This window comes from Streptomyces sp. NPDC041122, assembly GCF_055592445.1.
In genome coordinates this window covers 162,856-178,710 of the sequence record NZ_JBVIYQ010000004.1, presented here as the reverse complement: position 1 = coordinate 178,710, position 15,855 = coordinate 162,856, and the positions used below count along the sequence as shown (strand labels likewise).

Annotated in this window: 13 protein-coding genes; 3 read left to right on the top strand and 10 right to left on the bottom strand. The window is 73.7% G+C overall.

Features of this window, described 5'->3' with window-relative positions; genetic code table 11:
* Window positions 1–35 precede the first annotated feature (35 nt).
* Window positions 36–854, bottom strand: coding sequence for a TSUP family transporter (locus ACZ6B8_RS16820; RefSeq protein WP_471083653.1), 819 nt, complete (start codon window positions 852–854; stop codon window positions 36–38).
* An 85-nt stretch (window positions 855–939) separates the two neighbouring features.
* Here ACZ6B8_RS16820 and ACZ6B8_RS16815 point away from each other — a divergent pair, with 85 nt between their 5' ends.
* The gene (locus tag ACZ6B8_RS16815) at window positions 940–1,710 is read left to right on the top strand and encodes an AraC family transcriptional regulator (protein WP_471083656.1); all 771 of its coding nucleotides are present in this window, start codon (window positions 940–942) and stop codon (window positions 1,708–1,710) included.
* A gap of 39 nt (window positions 1,711–1,749) precedes the next feature.
* On the opposite strand, the gene ACZ6B8_RS16810 is transcribed toward ACZ6B8_RS16815, so the two are convergent.
* The 3 genes from ACZ6B8_RS16810 to ACZ6B8_RS16800 all read right to left on the bottom strand — a co-directional run bounded on the left by ACZ6B8_RS16810 (window position 1,750) and on the right by ACZ6B8_RS16800 (window position 5,260).
* Window positions 1,750–2,616: an AraC family transcriptional regulator gene (locus ACZ6B8_RS16810; protein WP_471607664.1), complete on the bottom strand. Its 867-nt coding sequence runs from the start codon at window positions 2,614–2,616 to the stop codon at window positions 1,750–1,752.
* 133 nt (window positions 2,617–2,749) lie between these two features.
* Window positions 2,750–4,495 (bottom strand): ankyrin repeat domain-containing protein, encoded by a 1,746-nt coding sequence (locus tag ACZ6B8_RS16805; RefSeq protein ID WP_471607663.1) that lies wholly within the window; start codon window positions 4,493–4,495, stop codon window positions 2,750–2,752.
* 108 nt (window positions 4,496–4,603) lie between these two features.
* Window positions 4,604–5,260: a M23 family metallopeptidase gene (locus tag ACZ6B8_RS16800; protein WP_471607662.1), complete on the bottom strand. Its 657-nt coding sequence runs from the start codon at window positions 5,258–5,260 to the stop codon at window positions 4,604–4,606.
* 654 nt (window positions 5,261–5,914) lie between these two features.
* Between ACZ6B8_RS16800 and ACZ6B8_RS16795 the strand changes: the two genes are divergently transcribed.
* A complete protein-coding gene (locus tag ACZ6B8_RS16795; protein ID WP_471083668.1) occupies window positions 5,915–6,199 on the top strand; it encodes a hypothetical protein in 285 nt (94 codons plus the stop codon).
* A gap of 107 nt (window positions 6,200–6,306) precedes the next feature.
* On the opposite strand, the gene menC is transcribed toward ACZ6B8_RS16795, so the two are convergent.
* From menC to ACZ6B8_RS16775, 4 genes are all read right to left on the bottom strand, one after another.
* Window positions 6,307–7,374 (bottom strand): o-succinylbenzoate synthase, encoded by a 1,068-nt coding sequence (gene menC / locus ACZ6B8_RS16790; RefSeq protein WP_471083950.1) that lies wholly within the window; start codon window positions 7,372–7,374, stop codon window positions 6,307–6,309.
* Between the two features lie 41 nt (window positions 7,375–7,415).
* Window positions 7,416–8,219 carry a GNAT family N-acetyltransferase gene (locus ACZ6B8_RS16785; protein WP_471607661.1) on the bottom strand — a complete coding sequence of 268 codons (804 nt, stop codon included), beginning with the start codon at window positions 8,217–8,219 and terminating at the stop codon, window positions 7,416–7,418.
* Window positions 8,216–9,298, bottom strand: a complete 1,083-nt coding sequence (locus ACZ6B8_RS16780) for a M20 family metallopeptidase (protein WP_471607916.1) — start codon at window positions 9,296–9,298, stop codon at window positions 8,216–8,218. Before ACZ6B8_RS16780 ends, ACZ6B8_RS16785 begins: the two co-directional genes overlap by 4 nt.
* A gap of 340 nt (window positions 9,299–9,638) precedes the next feature.
* The gene (locus ACZ6B8_RS16775) at window positions 9,639–11,312 is read right to left on the bottom strand and encodes a PucR family transcriptional regulator (RefSeq protein ID WP_471607660.1); all 1,674 of its coding nucleotides are present in this window, start codon (window positions 11,310–11,312) and stop codon (window positions 9,639–9,641) included.
* A 264-nt stretch (window positions 11,313–11,576) separates the two neighbouring features.
* Here ACZ6B8_RS16775 and ACZ6B8_RS16770 point away from each other — a divergent pair, with 264 nt between their 5' ends.
* Window positions 11,577–12,761: a hypothetical protein gene (locus ACZ6B8_RS16770; RefSeq protein ID WP_471607659.1), complete on the top strand. Its 1,185-nt coding sequence runs from the start codon at window positions 11,577–11,579 to the stop codon at window positions 12,759–12,761.
* 21 nt (window positions 12,762–12,782) lie between these two features.
* Here ACZ6B8_RS16770 and ACZ6B8_RS16765 read toward each other — a convergent pair whose 3' ends face one another.
* Window positions 12,783–14,381, bottom strand: a complete 1,599-nt coding sequence (locus ACZ6B8_RS16765; RefSeq protein ID WP_471607658.1) for a sigma-70 family RNA polymerase sigma factor — start codon at window positions 14,379–14,381, stop codon at window positions 12,783–12,785.
* 195 nt (window positions 14,382–14,576) lie between these two features.
* Window positions 14,577–15,767, bottom strand: coding sequence for an alpha/beta hydrolase family protein (locus ACZ6B8_RS16760; protein WP_471607657.1), 1,191 nt, complete (start codon window positions 15,765–15,767; stop codon window positions 14,577–14,579).
* Window positions 15,768–15,855: the final 88 nt, after the last annotated feature.

Sequence of the window (15,855 nt, the reverse complement as noted above, 5' to 3'; positions counted from 1 at the left end):
GCCTGACCTCACCGCGGCCCGACCGCCCCTCGCCCTCACGAGAGCACCAGCATCGCCAGCGCCACCAGGGCGAGCAGGCCGATGTACGCCCAGGCGTGGACGCGGTCGGGTATCCGGGGCGGCCGCCTGCGCAGGACCGCGATGACCGGCAGGGCCCCCGACAGCAGCGCCGCGGCGGCGCGGACGTCGAGCAGGCCCACCAAGTGGACCCGCGCGTCCGTGGCGGCGGGGACCGCGGCCACCGTCAGCGAGACCGCGGTGGCGGGCAGCGCGATGGCGAGGGTCAGGGGGTTGGCCAGTGAGGTCGCCAATCGCATCGGGTGACCGGCCCGCCGCATCGCGGGCACCGTCATGACGCTGCCGCCCACGCCGAGGAAGGCGGCCACGGCGCCGATCGGCGCACCGACGGCGGCCGGCAGCGGACGCGGGCCGTCTCCCGACCCCGCACCGCCCGGCACCTCGGCGCCGGGGTGCGGGCGCAGGAAACCGGGGCGCAACAGCAGGTCGGCGATGGTGAGCAGGACGTACGCGACGAAGGCCCAGTGAGCCAGAGCCTCCGGCGCGAGCCGGGTGGCGAACGCACCGGCCGCGGCCCCGGCCGCCAGCAGGACGAGCAGCGGCCCGCTGCCGCGGAGCGCGAGCAGCACGCGCCGCGGGGTGACCACCGTCGCGAACCCGGCGTTCACCACCATCACCAGGGCCGAGGTGGCCGTCGCCACCCGCATCGCGTCCGCACCGAGCGCGGCGTCCGCCGCCACCACCACCGGCACCGCGACGAACCCGCCGCCGAACCCGAACAGCACCGTCGTCACCCCGGTGAGGAGCCCGACGCCGACCAACATCACGAAGTCCATGGAACCCACCCCACCAGCCGCGACCAGCTGCCCGCATGCGATGGTCGGCACACTTCTGTCGCGTGTCGGCCAGTAGGGTGGTGGAGTGAGGAACGTCCCCCTGGCCGAGGTCGACCACATCGACCGGGCCGTCCTGCCGATCGCCACCGACTACGCACCCGGCCACGTCCTGGACTGGCACGAACACCGGCGCGCCCAGTTCCTCCACGGCGCCACCGGCGTCATGGCCGTCGACACCGCCGAGGGCGCCTGGACGGTTCCGCCCGAGCGCGCCGTACTGATCCCGCCCGCCACCCGGCACCGGGTCCGCATGCTGGGGGTGAGCACCCGCAGCCTGTACATCGAACCGCGCGCCGTCCCCTGGTGGCCCACCACCTGCACCGTCGTGGACGTGCCCCCGCTCCTGCGCGAACTGCTCCTGGCCGCCGCCGAGTTCGAACCCGACTACCGGCTGTCCGGCCGGGAGGGAAGCATCGCCGCGCTCCTCCTGTACGAGATCGCCGAGCGCGCCCCGCTCCCTTTCCACGTGGCCATGCCCGCCTCCGCCGACCTCGCCCGGCTCTGCCGCGCCTACCTGGACGCCCCGGACCCCGACGTCACCAACGCCACCTGGGCCGCCGGGACAGCCATGAGTGAACGGGCCTTCACCCGGCGCTTTCGCGCCGAAACGGGCGACAGCCCCGCCGTGTGGCGGGGCCGCGCCCGTCTGCTGGCGGCGGTGCCGCTCCTGGGGACCGCCTCGGTCAGCGATGTCGGCGGCCGGATCGGCTACGCGTCGCCGGCCGCCTTCACCGCCGCCTTCACCCGTGCCTTCGGCGTACCGCCGTCCCGCTTCGCCGTGAGCCGCCCGCGCTAGCCGTCCTCGGACCGTTCGGCCCCGGCCGGTGCCGCCCGTTCAGCCCCGCTCCCGCTCCACGGGCAGCCACAGCTCGGCGTCGCCCTCGGCCCCGCCCTCCGGCATCCGCATGCGCAGCAGTTCGGGGCCGGGACGGCTGCGGTACGGGTTCGACGGGAACCACTCGGTGAACACGTCCCGCCACAGATACTGAACCGTCTCCGGCATCGGCCCCGACGCCGTGAAGACCGCCCACGTCCCGGCCGGGACGGACAACTCCGCCGCGCCCTCCGAAGCGGCTGCGGCGGTGATCACCCCCTGGTAGTAGTCGAGTTCGGTGCCCTCGGCACGGCTCGGGTCCAGGTCGTCGCAGACGGCGAGGACGCCGCGCGGCTCCTGGTCCGACAGCTTCTCCAAGCGCTCGACCTCCTCCCGCGGGATCCCGCGGACGAAGTCGATGATCGCCTGGTTCGGTCCCGCGTGCACCAGCGGCACCCGGGCCTTGTGGCCGACCACGGTGAAGGCCGGCTTGTCCACTACGCGATGGCGCATGTTGCTGCTCCCCTCGATGGTGAGGCGGAAGGTCATCCGGGACTGGGAACTGAGCACGGCCCCGGTGCGCCGGGCCTCGCCGGGCCCCACGCCGTGCATGGCACGGAACGCCCGGGCGAACGCCTCGCCCGAGCCGTAACCATGGCGGACCGCGATCTCCAGCAGCGTGTCCCGCCCCGCGAGCACCTCGGCGGCCGCGAGGGTGAGCCGCCTGCGCCGGATGTACTCCGACAGCGGCATGCCCGCGAGCGCCGAGAACATCCGGCGCAGGTGGTACTCCGAGGTGGCTGCCACCCGCGCCGTCGCGGCCACGTCGACACAGTCGCCGAGATGGCGCTCGATGTACTCCATGGCCTCGTTGAGCCGCTCCAGCACGCCCGGTCTCCTTCTCTTCCTGTGATCACCACGCTAGGGAACGCGCAGGGCGTCGACCCGACATTCTGTGCCCGATGCGGTCGGGTGCCGGGCAGGGGAGCGGGCGTCTGCTTCACCGGCGCCGGTCGACCGGTCAGCGCACGAGGTGCGGGGGAAGCTCCACCCAGCGCCGCCGGGCGCCCTCGCCGAAGACCGGGCTTCCGTCGGCGACGCGGAGTCCGGCCATCGCGCAGGCGTACGCGAAGCACAGTGCGCTGTGCGGGACATCAGGGCCGGTCCGCCAGAAACCGAAGTGCCAGTGCGCGGGCGGGGCCGACGCCTCGGGGGAGAGCCCGATCTCTTCGTGGTGCTCGGAGCGACCGTCCCTCACCAGGGTGCCGTGGGTGCCGCCCTTGGGATTGAAGTAGATCCCGTACGCGGCGGTGCCGGGCGATAGCGCGGCCAGCACGGCGTCGTCGCCCGGCATGTACCCGTCCTGGGTGATGACGCACCCCCCGGGGCTGCCGGGCAGGGCGGTCACCGCGACATGGCGCAGCGACGCCTCGTCGTCGTCCTCGTCGAACGGGGGGTGATCGGGATCGGTCACGGGGCACCGGGCCGGATCCCCGCCCAGCCGGCGGATGACCTCGTCCTCGTCGAGGTCGCGGACGAAGGTGATGCCGAGCCCCTCGGTCCACGCGCTCCCCTCGCCGAAGGCCCGGACGAGCTCGTCCGCCGCACGGAAGGCGGCCAGTTCGTCGGCCGACGGCACCCGTGCCCCCGGCAGGTCCGACACCATCGGGGCGAGCGCGGTCGTCAGCAGCAGCCGGCCGGGCGACCAGATGCCGCACTGCGGGGTCCACACGTCGGCACCGGCCCGGATCAGCGCGCGGACACTGCCCTCGTCGCCCCGGCAGACCGCGTGCCACAGCGCCGTGTGGCCCTCCTCGTCGCGCGCGTCGACCTCGGCGACGTGCTCCAACAGCGCCGCCACACACGCCCCGTCACCCCACTCCGCCGCCAGATGCAGGGGAGTGGCCCCCGACCGGACGCGCGCGTCCGCCGGAGCGCCGCCGTCCAGCCGGGCCAGGAGCAGTTCCGCGTCACCCCAGTCGTGGTGGCGCATGCCCTCCCAGTCAGGTCTCGGCACATAGCGCACCCGGGCCTCTTCCTCTTCGCGCCGCATCCTGCGCTCGTACGGGGACATCGGCGGGGCGAGGAAGTCGGGTGGGCCTGCGAGCCACACCTGCAGGACGTGCGAGGGCTCGGAGTCGGGATCCCGGGGCGGCAGGTCGGACCAGATCTCGACGGCACGCGTGGAGGCGGCCCGCAGGGCGTCGCTGTCGACCGGTGTGGCGGTCTCCGGAATCTCCTCGTCCGGCCACTCCACCACCAGCAGCGTCTCACCCGGCGGCGGCAGTTCCGCGAGGTACAGGTCGACCGCCGTCCGAAACAGCGTCCGGCGGGTGTCGCTCGTCCCGGGATCCAGCGCGACCAGCCGGCCCGCCTCTCCCGAGGCCTGACCGGTGGCCCAGATCTGCGCGGGGCCGAGCACCGGACTCTCCGGCGTGTCGAGCGTGGTGACCCGGCGGCCGTCGCCCAGCGCGAGCCCCACCCGCAGACCCGACCGCCGGTTCCCGTCCTCGCTCTGCCGATGCGCCGACCGGTGCACGGACAGATGCAGGGTGACCGAGTTCCGCCACACCGACCAGCCGGTCACCAGCACCTTGGCGGACGGCCCCGCGCCGGCCACCGCGAGCTGCGGCACCAGCGCCGGAGCGAACCAGTCGACCGGAGGCCGGTCATGGCGCGCGTCCCTGTCGTAAGGCGGCAGGGTCGTCACCGCTTCCCGGGGTGCCGGGGGCTCCGCGGGCAGTGTCAAATCGTCGAAGAATCCCATGCGTTCATGCTGTCAGCGGGGTCTGACACTGATCACGTGACAGCAGGCCGGCTCATCGGACGTCGAACCGGCGCTCCGGCCCTCACTCCGGTCCCGGGCCCCTGGCCGTCACCAGAGGCGGGCGCCCCGCCGGGCCATGTACCCGTAAGGGTTGATGTCCGAGCCGTACTGCCGCCGGGACCTGATCTCCAGGTGGAGGTGGGGTCCGGTGGCGCGCCCTGTGCTGCCGCTGTTTCCGAGCCGCGTCCCCGCCCGGATGCGGGAGCCCTGTCGCACCCGGATGCGGGAGAGGTGCCCGTACACGGCGTAGTGCCCGTCGGACATCCGTACGGTCACGGCCTTGCCGTACGCGCCGGACCAGCGGGCCAGCACCACCACCCCGGCGCCCACCGCGTACACGGGTGTGCCGCGGGGGACCGCGAGGTCGACGCCGGTGTGGTGGCCGGCGGACCAGCTGCCGCGTGCGCCGTAGCGGGTGGTGACCCGGAAGCGGCGGCGCAGCGGCAGTCTGAACCGAGGGCGCGGGCCCTCCGGGGGGAGTCCTCGGGCGTCGTCCTCCGGTAGCGCCGCGTCGGCCTTGGCGAGCGCCGCCTCGAACTCGGGGTCGTAGGTGGCCGGACAGGCGTCGTCGGGCTCCTCCTGGTCGGCCCGGGGGGCGGCCGCCCCCGCGGAGAGGACACCGCCCGTCAAGAGCGCCGCCGCCATGCCCAGTGCGTCACGTCGTGTGGTGCCCGCTTGGCGCGGGCTGTCTATGTGGTAGCCCATACCTCCGACAGCAGACCGTCCGGAACGGCGGACCGCACCCCGGCTGGTCCATCCGGTGTACGTGACCGAGGGTGCACGGCACGCCTTCCGGCCCCCTCCCATAAGGCCCGGACCGGCCCCGGATCCCCATAACCGACCGGACTGACGCTCAGTACGAACCGATATTGGACGCCGTCCGAATGCCGGGACGATACTGGCGGAGTCATCGTGATCGGCGTCCGTCCGGCCACGGTGAAGTGCAGGAAAAGGGCGGTCATTTCGCGACCGGTGCCGCGGGGGGCGGTCGCGCCGTGAGGAGTTCGGGGACGCCCGGACGGAGGCCGAGTCCGTGCCGCCCGCGGTAGGCCTCCGTTCCCCCCGGCCTCCGCCACCGCGACGCGAGGTGTCGCCAGCGCGGGGCCTTGTGTGTTTCCGTGTCTCCATGTGTCCGCACGCATCAAGGGGGTTGTGCCACATGGCGACGCCAGGACGACGTGAGCGGGGAGGTTCGGGCTCCCAGGAGTCGGGCTGGAACGCGTCGAAGGACGGAACCCGGCGACGTCGTGCAGGGGGCAGAGCGGCGCCGAGGTCCTTGTGACGGTCTCGTCGCGGGGGCCGACGCAACTCCGGCCGCCTCGCGCCGCCTTGGGGACTTTCAGGCGCACTCGTACCGCTGTGGCTTCGGCAGTGGTGATCCTTGGCACTGTGGTGGGCTCGGCGGCCTGCTCGTCGTCCTCGGACGGCACCCCGTCTTCGGGTGCCTCGACGTCGGGTGAACAGGGAAAGAGCCGACGTCAGGCGAACAAGGCTGCCCCCGATGCCGATCCCTCGGCCTGCGCGACTTCCGGCGAGAAGATCCCGGACGGTTGTGTGGTCGACATGGACGTGGCCGAGATGGACGAGGCGACTCCTGCCACGGCCCCGCCTGCGACGCATGCGGACGTACCCGCGACGAAGTGACCGCGCGGCAAGGCGACCCTCGCGTTCGACACGTACGACACCGGCGACGCCGACCGGTGAGCCGGCGCCCACCGCACCGTCCACGCGTCAATGGGCGCCCCCGCGCGTCACAGAGTGATCCACTCGGTCGCGGTGGTCACCTCGTCCAGGACGTCGGGCAGCGGCTCCACCCCGAGTCCGGGGCCGGCGGGGACGTCGAGGTGCCCGTCCGAGAGGACGAACGGCTCGGTGATGTCGGTCGCGAAGTAGCGGTGCGAGCCGGAGGTGTCACCGGGCAGGGTGAAGCCGGGCAGCGCGGCCAGCGCCACGTTGGCGGCGCGCCCGATGCCGGTCTCCAGCATGCCGCCGCACCAGACGGGAACGCCGTGGGCGCGGGCGAGGTCGTGGATGCGGCGGGCCTCGAGGTAGCCGCCGACCCGGGCCGGCTTGACGTTGATGATGGAGCAGGCCCCGAGGGTGATCGCCGCGGCGGCGTGGGCGGCGGACTCGATGGACTCGTCGAGACAGATCGGCGTGCGCAGGATCCTGGCCAGTTGGGCGTGCTGCACCATGTCGTCGTTGGCCAGGGGTTGTTCGATCAGGAGCAGCCCGAAGTCGTCCAGCTTGGCGAGGTGTCGGGCGTCCACCAGGGTGTAGGCAGCGTTGGCGTCCACCTGCAGTAGCAGATCGTCCCCGAAGCGTTCACGGACCGCGCGGACGGGCTCGACGTCCCAGCCCGGCTCGATCTTCAGCTTGATCCGTACATAGCCCTCGGCGACATAGCGCTCGACCGCGTCGAGGAGCTGGGGGACGGAGTCCATGATCCCCACCGAGACCCCGCACGGAACACGGTCCCGCGAAGCGCCGAGGTACGAACCGAACGACTCGCCGGTACGCCGCAGTTGGGCGTCGAGAACCGCGCTCTCCAGGGCCGACTTCGCCATGTGGTGGCCGGTGAAGGGGGCCAGTGCCCGCCCCACCGCGGCGGCGTCCACGCCCTCCTTGGGCAGCGCCGGAACGAGGAACTTGCGCAGCACGTCCTGGGCCCCGTCGACGTACTCGGCGCAGTAACGCGGCTCCGACATCGCGGCGCACTCGGCCCAGCCCTCGCCGTCGGGCGTGACGACCCGTACGAGAAGGACGTCACGGCTGGTCTCGACGCCGAAGGAGGTGCGGAACGGCGCCACGAGCGGCATCGCGATCCGGCGCAGTTCGATGCCGGAGATCTTCGTCTTGGTCACTGGTCGCTCCCGGTGGTCAGGTGTGCGCAGGTGGTCCGGCGGCGCTGGATGACATAGCTGCGCCGGTCGTGGAAGCCGACGACGCGGCCGCCGCCGGCCAGCAGTTCGCCGAGGGCCTGGCGGACGGCGATCCGCCACGCGCGGGCGGCCGGGGCGTCGGTGCGGCGCAGCGCCTCGATGTCGTCCGGCAGGTCGACGAGGACGAACTCGGCGTCCGTGTCGGCCGGTTCGGGGTACCCGTCGCGGTCGCGCACGGCGTGCGCGGCGCCGGCGGGCAAAGGCACACCACCGGCACCCGCGGCCGGCCGCGGTGCCGACAGGTCCCAGGCGGCGAGGACGCGGTCCGACTCGTCCCCGCCGTTGATGGCGTCGTCCATGGCGCCGTAGAACGACTGCAGGTACTCCTCGGGGCGCGCCCCGAGCTTGGTCAGATTGAAGTGGGCGTTGCGCCGGATCAGCGGGTCGTACGTCCACGTGACGCGCTTCAGGCCGCGCTCCAGGGCCCACCGGCGTTGGTGCAGTTTGAGGGCGAGGCCGACACCGCGCCCCTGCTCGGCGCCCGTGATGTGGGAGTGCAGGGTGGTGCCCGCGGGCTCCCCGAAGAAGGCGACGGACGCGCCGGTCAGCCGGCCCTCCTCGTATGCCCCGGCGACGTAGTTCCCGGCGTGGGCGAGCGCGCGCATCACCTCGGCGGAGACCGGCGCCGTGCTCGGGTCGGTGCCCCAGATGTCGGCGTAGAGGCGGCTGACGGCCTCGAACTCCGCCATGGTGTGCAGCACCCTGATGTCGAGGAGGCTCACAGCAGCGCCCCCACGAGGCCGGCGAGGAGCCCGGCGCGCGGCGGCATGGCCGCGGTCACCACGTGCTCGTGGTCGGCGTGGGCGCCGTCGCCGACGGCACCGAGGCCGTCGAGGGTCGGACAGCCGACGCCCGCGGTGTAGTTGCCGTCGGACGCGCCGCCGACGGCAGCCTGCCGCAGCGGGCCGAGCCCCGAACGCACGGCCACCTCCTCGGCCAGCTCGAACAGCTCGCGCGAGGCCGCGGCGTCCAGCGGCGGACGGTTGGGGCCGCCGTCGACCCGCAGCCGGGCCTCGGGGTGGTGCGGCGTGAGTCCCCACAGGAGATCGTCGACCGCTTGCTGCGCCGCCGGGGTGGGGACCCGGACGTCGAGGCTCAGTTCGGCGCGGGCCGGGACGGTGTTGGCGGTCGTGCCGGCCGACATCACCGTCGGGGTGATCGTCGTTCCCGGCCCGGTGCGTGCGGTCACCGTGTCGGTGATGTCCTGCAGGCCGAGCAGGTGGTGGGCGAGCTCGGTGGCCGCGTTGACGCCCTTCTCGGGGTCCAGGCCGGAGTGGGCGGCGCGGCCGTGCACCGTCAGGCCGTAGTGGGAGACACCCTTGCGGGCGGTCTTGAGGGCGCCGCCGTCCGCCGACGCCTCCAGGACGAGGGCCGCCCGGCAGGCGCGCGCCGTGTCCTCGATGAGCGCGCGGGAGGTGTCCGAGCCGACCTCCTCGTCACCGGTGACGAGCACGCAGACCCCGTCGAGCGAGGGCAGCAGGGCGAGCGCGTGGAACATCTGGACCAGCCCCGCCTTCATGTCGAAGACGCCGGGCCCGCGCGCGATGCCCTCGCGCACCGAGAACGGATGGGTCCTGAGGGTGCCCATCGGCCAGACGGTGTCGTGGTGGCCGAGGAGCAGGACGCGCGGGGTGCCGAAGGTCCACCGCAGGTGTGTCACACCGCCGGTCACCAGCGTCCGGGGTCGTGCGCCGAGCAGCCGGGCGCCCTGCTCCGCGACGACCCGGGCGCTGCGGGCCACGGCCTCGTGGTCGGCGGAGTAGGACTCGCAGGAGACGAGTTCTTCGAGGTCGTCGAGCATGGCGCCGAGCGGCGGCGGCGCGGGGCGGGAAACGTGGTCGCCTTGCACGGGTGCGTCCTCCAGGTGGGGTGGGCTGACCGCCACGCTAGGGGCGTCGCCGGACACGGAGTTGGTACGAGGGACACAACATCCGGCGCGGATTCGTCCGGGGAACCGAAGAGGCCCGGAGCGGGGCTGTGCGGGGCGGGGCGTGCTGCCCCGTGCGTTCCACGACACCCGCGCCGGGCCTGCCCGTCCCGCCCGGCGTCCGCCTCCGACCGGGCGTCGCGACCGGGGGCGCCGACGAGAACCGCTCACGTCGACGCGGAGTCGCCGGGGGCCCTCACGTCGCCACAGGCCCTCACGTCGAGGCGCGCGGCTCCGACATCGCCCCGGCCCCCTGGTCGTACGGCCCCATCAACCGCAGTTGCAGCATCGCGGCGAACCGCGCGGACGGATCCCGCAGGTCGATCTCGCCCACCTCGGCGACCCGGCGGATCCGGTAGCGGAACGTGTTGGGGTGGACGAACACGCTCGCCGACGCGGAGATCACGTCGCCGAACGCCTCCAGCCACGCCCGCAGTGTCTCGACGAGATGCGCGTTGTGCCGTCGGTCGTAGGCCACCAGGCGGGCGATGGGACCCGACAGTTCGTCGCGGTTGGCGATCGCCAGGTCCCGCATCTCGATCAGCAGCGCGTCGATGTACACGTCCGCGATGGCGGCGACCCGCCGCGTGCCCCGGTCCGTGAACAGCACGCGCAGCGCCCGGTCGGCGTTGGTCCGTGAGCGGGCGAGGGCCGCCGGCTCGCGCGCCACCGAACCGATCCCGACGACCGCGCCCGTCCGGTCCCCGGTGCGCTGCAGGAAGTTCGCCGCCACCTGCACGGCCCGCTCCCGCGCGGCCGCCGAGTCGTCCGGCACGGGGAACAGCGCGTACGCCACATCGCCCAGCAGCGCCACCGCCGACCGCGGCTGCACCGCCGTCAGATGCACGGCGAGCGCACTGGCCAGCCGCTGGCGCTCCGCGATGAGCTGGGCGTGGTCGCCGTCCGCCGCTTCCGCGAGCCCTAGGGCGAGTACGAGGACGGGGCCGTCGGCGAGCCCCAGGCGGCCCAGCGCCTCGACCGCCCCGGAACCGCCCTCCAGCGCCGTCGTCACCAGGTCGGCGCGGAGCCGGTGCTCGGCGTCGGCGCCCGCGCGAAAGCGCAGCATGTGCAGCGCGACCAGCTTCGCGGCCTCCTGGAAGGCCTCCTCCCGCTCCGGAGTGAGCGGCCGGCGCAGCGTCGCCCACACCGACCCGAGGATCTCGTCCCCCGCCCGCACGGCGATCGCCATGCGCGGCAGCGCGACCTCGTCACCCACGCTCGGCGGCGGGATGTGCACGGGCTGCTCGCTGCGGTACAGCTCCTGGAAGACCCCCTGCTCCTCATGGAGGCGCAGATACCGCTCGGGCACCCGGCGCGCCAGGATGCTGGCCACCCGGGGTGCGTCCGCCTCGTCCTGGCGCCCGGAGAAGGCCAGGATGCGCGACCGGCGGTCCTCGATCGTGATCGGCGCGTCCAGCAGCGTCGCGATGGCGTTCGCCAGCGCGAAAAGGTCCCCGGACGGCACTCCGCCCAGCGTCTGCGGCTCCGCCCCGCCCACGTCGCCCTCGGACAGCAACGTCCGCAGCATGGCCGCCAGTTGAGCCCACGAAGCGCCGCGCGCGAGAGCCAGCACGGCGATGCCCGTCTCGGCGGACACGGCGTCGAGCTCCGCGGCGTCCACGGGGCCGCGTACGACCAAGGCCGCCGCGCCCGCGCCGGACAGCCGGCGCATCAGCCGCGCGGTCTCCTCCGCTCCGTGCACACCCACGCCGAGCACGATCGCGCGCTCCGGATAGAGCTGCTCGTCGTGCGGATCGTGGATGCCGACGCCGCCGAGTTCCGTCGCGGACGTCGGGTCGCCGTGGACCAGATCGAGGAGGCTGGGTCCGAGGTCATCGAGCACCCGGCTCAGACCGCGGGAGGGGTGCGTCGACATGTGCCTGATCATCTCCGCAGGTTAGGACCGGTGCGGACCAGCTCGTCCGTACTCACGTACGAGATTACGCACCCGTTCTCGTTCCCAGGAACAAGGGCCGACGACGCCTCCCGCTCGCCGCCGCGCGAGATCGTCGTCGACTCCCGGAGCACCGGCCGCAGTTGGGATCCGCGACCGGAACGGACCCGGTCGAGGAGGACCGGGTGGAGCCCGATGGGCGCGTCGGGCCGGAGATGCGGATACGGTGCTGACGTGCTGATCGAGAAGGAGGGGCCCGTGCCTGGAACCGTGCTGCTCATCGCGGCCGCCCCGGTGGGCAGGGGGCGCCTGGTGGACGCGGCCTCCGTGCTCCCCGTCCTCGCGGCGGTGCCTCCGGAGACCCTGGCCGGAACGCCGACCGCGAGCATCGTGGAACTCGCGGACCCGCTGGACCCGCAGACCGTACTGACCCGCCTCCGCGCCGCGGCCATGGCGCCGGGGCCCCTGACGATCTACCTCATCGGGCAGGTCCATCTCGACCGGCGCCAGCGGCAGTTGCACGTCGCGCTGGCCCGGACCACCACGGCGACCGTGCGCTACACCGGGTTCCCCTGGCACTGGTTCACGCAGGAGCTGCGGCTGCGCCCGGCGGGCAGCACCACCATCCTCGCCGATCTGCACTCCGACGCGGAGAGCTGGCAAACCCTCACCGCGCATTCGCTCGACGCCGGTCCCGGCGTCGTCCTGTACGGCCGCATCGCCCCGCCCACCCGGCGCCGGACGCCCGCCACCCCCACGTACATGAAGGCCCTCGCGACGATCCTTCGCAGCGGCCACCGCCCGCCCCTGCCGCAGCTCCACGAGCACGCGGTGGCCCAGGGCCTCGACGAGGGTGCCCAGGACCTGCTGCCGGTCCATGACCCGAGCGCACCCCAGCCCCTGGCACCCACGGCGCCCATGCCGGTCACGGCCCCCGCGGCTCTGGTGCCGGCCGCGTCACCCGTCCCGTCCACCCCGCTCGTGCCGCAGCGCCCGCAGCCCGCCGACCACGGCATGGATCCGCACGCGGCGATCACCGCGGCCGTCGAGGCGGGGCGGCACGGCGAGGCGGCGGCCCTGGCGGCCTCCTGGGAGCAGAGCGCGCTGCGCATGCACGGCCCCGGCTCGAAGGACGTCATCCACTGGATGGAGGTGCGGGCGGATCTGGCGCGGTTCGCCGGTGACCCGGCGCGCAGCTGCGAGATCTGGCTCGCGGTGGCCTCGGCCCGCCTCACGGCCGGGCAGGCCCCCGACTCCCCGGACGTGGAGGCCGCCGCGGACCGCGCCCACCACCTCTGGGACCGCATACGCGAGCCCGAGGCCGTCCGCGCGCTGGGCCCCGCCCTGGTCTCCCTGCGCCGGCAGGTGCCCGGCCGGCAGCGCGGCACCCTGCTGCTCGCCCAGCGGCGGCTGGAACAGTTCCACACCCAGCACGTCGGCTGAGCCGCGCGGGGCAAGCCCCTTCTACAGGGCCGTGCCGAAGGCCTGGGTCCACCACGGGCCGCCGGAGCCGTTGTGGATGCCGACGCCGATCTCCTTGAAGTCGCAGTTGAGGATGTTGGCGCGGTGGCCGGAGCTGTTCATCCACGAGTCCATCACCGACGCCGGGGTCTGCTGGCCGCGGGCGATGTTCTCGCCGTACGTGCTCCAGCGGTAGCCGGCCGCGGTGATGCGGTCCCCGGGGCCCTTGCCGTCCGGGCTGGTGTGGTCGAAGTAGTCGCGGGCCGCCATGTCGGCGGAGTGGTTGGTGGCGGCCGTGGCGAGCTTGGCGTTGGACCGGACCGGGCCGCATCCCGCCTTCGAGCGCTCGGTGTTGACCAGCGCGACGACCTGCTCGGCGGGGCTGCCCGGCTTCGGGGGCTCGGGGGCGGACGTCGCGGGCTTCGTCGGCTTCGGTTTCGGCTTCGGCTGGTGCGGCTCGGCCGTCGAGCGGCTGGGGGAGGGCTTGGCCTTCTTCTTCGACTTGCTCGGCTTGGGCTTGGAGCTCGGCGACGCGGAGTGCCTGGGGGAGGCGCTCTTCGAGGGCGTGGCCGCGGGAGCGGTGTCGGAGGCGGGCGCGGCCGCCGTCGACGGGGCGCTGTCGTCCGCGTCCGGCCCGGTCAGCAGGTGTACCGCGGCACCCCCGATGCCGAGCGCGACGACCGCGGCGGCCACGCCCGTCGTACGACGCCTGCGTCTGGCGCGGTCGCGGCGGGCCTGCGTACGCGCGGCGACCGGCGCATCGGCGTCGCGGCCGGACGCCGGGACGGCCGAGCCGACCTCGACGAGGTCCGGCGGCACGACCAGGCCGGCGAGCCCGGCGCCCACCGGGACCAGGCCGAGGCCGACCAGCAGCCCCTCGGCCGGGACCAGGCTGGACCAGTGGCCCTCGCAGGCCGCGCAGTCGCGGGCGTGGCGGGCCAGCCGCTTGCGCCACAGCGCCGAGGGCACCCCGTCCCAGCCGGCGGTGATCTGCCGGAGTACGCCGCAGGGCGGGTTGGCGGAGAGCGCCCGCACGACGACGCGAGCCGTCTCCAGCTGCGCCTTCATCCGCTGCACCCGCACCGCCGCGTGCTGCGGCGACAACTCGAGCGCCTCGGCGACCTCGGCGCGGGTCAGCTCACCGGCGGACTCCAGCCACCACAGCGACAGCAGGGCCCGGTCGTCCTCGTCCAGCCAGCGGGTGGCCTCGGCCGTCTCCCTGCGCTGCCCGGAGAGACCGAGCCGGGTGATGGTGAGGTCCACGAAGTCCGCGCCCGGGTCGACGACGTCGTACACGTCCGCCAGGCCGCCACCGGTGGGTATCGCGCCCGACGTGCGCTCGCGCCAGTGGCCGCGTATCTGGTTCATGGTGATGGCGACCAGCCAGCTGCGGAAGTTCTCCGGATCGCGGAGCCCGTCCAGGCCGCCGAGGACGCGGAGCATGGTCTCCTGCACCACGTCGTCCACGTCCGCATGCCCGTTCAGGGCTCGCCCGACGATGTTGTAGACCAGTGGCAGATACTCCGCCACCAGCGCGTCCTGCGCCCGCTGGTTCCCGTCCTGCGCTGCTCTGATCATCGCGATGTGGCGTTCGCTGCTCACGCTGTGACCACTTTCTGTGTGGGGGGCCTTCTCCTCCGACACAAAGGAGACGCGCTGCGCCCACCTCGATAACAGAAAATGTCCGGGCAGGGTCTGCTGACCGTATCGAGTGCTGTCTCACCCTCGACGGGAGAGTGAGACTTCACACGCCGAGCGGACAGGACGGACGATGGGGCCGCGCACGCCCAGCGCGGGTCAGCGGCGCTGGAAGGTGACCTCCGGGTGCTGCGGCGCCGGCCCGTCGAGCAGCGGCCGCGGTGTCCCGCGCAGCTCCTGCTCGTAGAACGCCCCCACGTACGCCCGGGTGATCTGCTCGGAGCGCTCACCGGACAGCGGCACCTGGTGGTCGACCACCCCGGCCTGCGCGGCGAGCACGGGGAAGTCGGTGAAGGTGAAGTGCCCCGAGCCCGCGACCGTGAGCCAGCGCTTCCAGCCGTCCAGGCCTCGCCAGGTCCGGTCCCAGTTCTCGCCGTCCTCGACCCCCGGCGTGTGCTGCGCCTCGGTGCCCAGCATCAGGAAGGGCCGGCCGCCGATGCCGTGGGGCCTGACATGAAAACTGCCGTCCATGTTCAGCCCGGCCCGGACCCGGGGGTCGGCGGCCATGGTGGCGAGCGCGGCCGCCCCGCCTATGGAGTGCCCGCCCGCACCGATCCGCTCGGGGTCGATCATGGCGGCGCGCCGCCAGCCGGCCGTGCGCCCGGTCAGCCGGTCGATCACGTACGAGAGGTCCTTGGCCCGTCCCTCGGTGATGACCTCGAACATGCCGGGCTGCTCGGCGGGATCGCAGGCCCGGCAGGTCAGCACCCGCCCGCCGGGGAACGCCGTGCCGACCGACTCGTAGGCGTGGTCGACGGTGGCCACCACGAAGCCCCGGCTCGCCAGGTCCTCGGCGAGGTGGGTCAGGGTGGAGCGGGGAGCGGTGAATCCGGGCGAGAGCACGATCAGCGGAAAGCGCCCCGCAGCCGGCCGTGCCCCGGTGCGCGCGTGGGTGCGGGTGGCGCTGTACGCGGCGGCGGAGACCTGCTGGTCGACCTTCCACCGCTCCAACAGCAGCCGGGCCTCCTCCTCGGAGGTGTACGGGGCGGGGTGTCCGCCGCCGCGTCCGCCCGGGTAGTACACGGAGACCATCAGTTCACGCGGACTCGGCGAGGGCGCCCAGCGGTCGCGGCGGCTCTTGTCGACCAGGTGCAGGGTGTCGCGTCCCACGGCGAACGGTCCGGTGGGCCGGGGCAGGTGGAGCGGTGCGGTGGCCGCCTCGTGGGTCGCCCCGGTGCCGCCCGCGTCGGCGGCGAAGGCCGCCTGCGCGCCGGTGACGGGCAGGGCGAGGGCGAGGACCAGAGCGGAGGCCAGGGCGCCTCGGCGCGCGGTGGTGCGGTTCATCGTCATGCCAAAGGACGCTATTGCGAAGGCACTTGATGCCGCGTCACCCTGCGGTAGCACGCGCCACCAGACTCTCGGGGTACGGGAGGGCCGC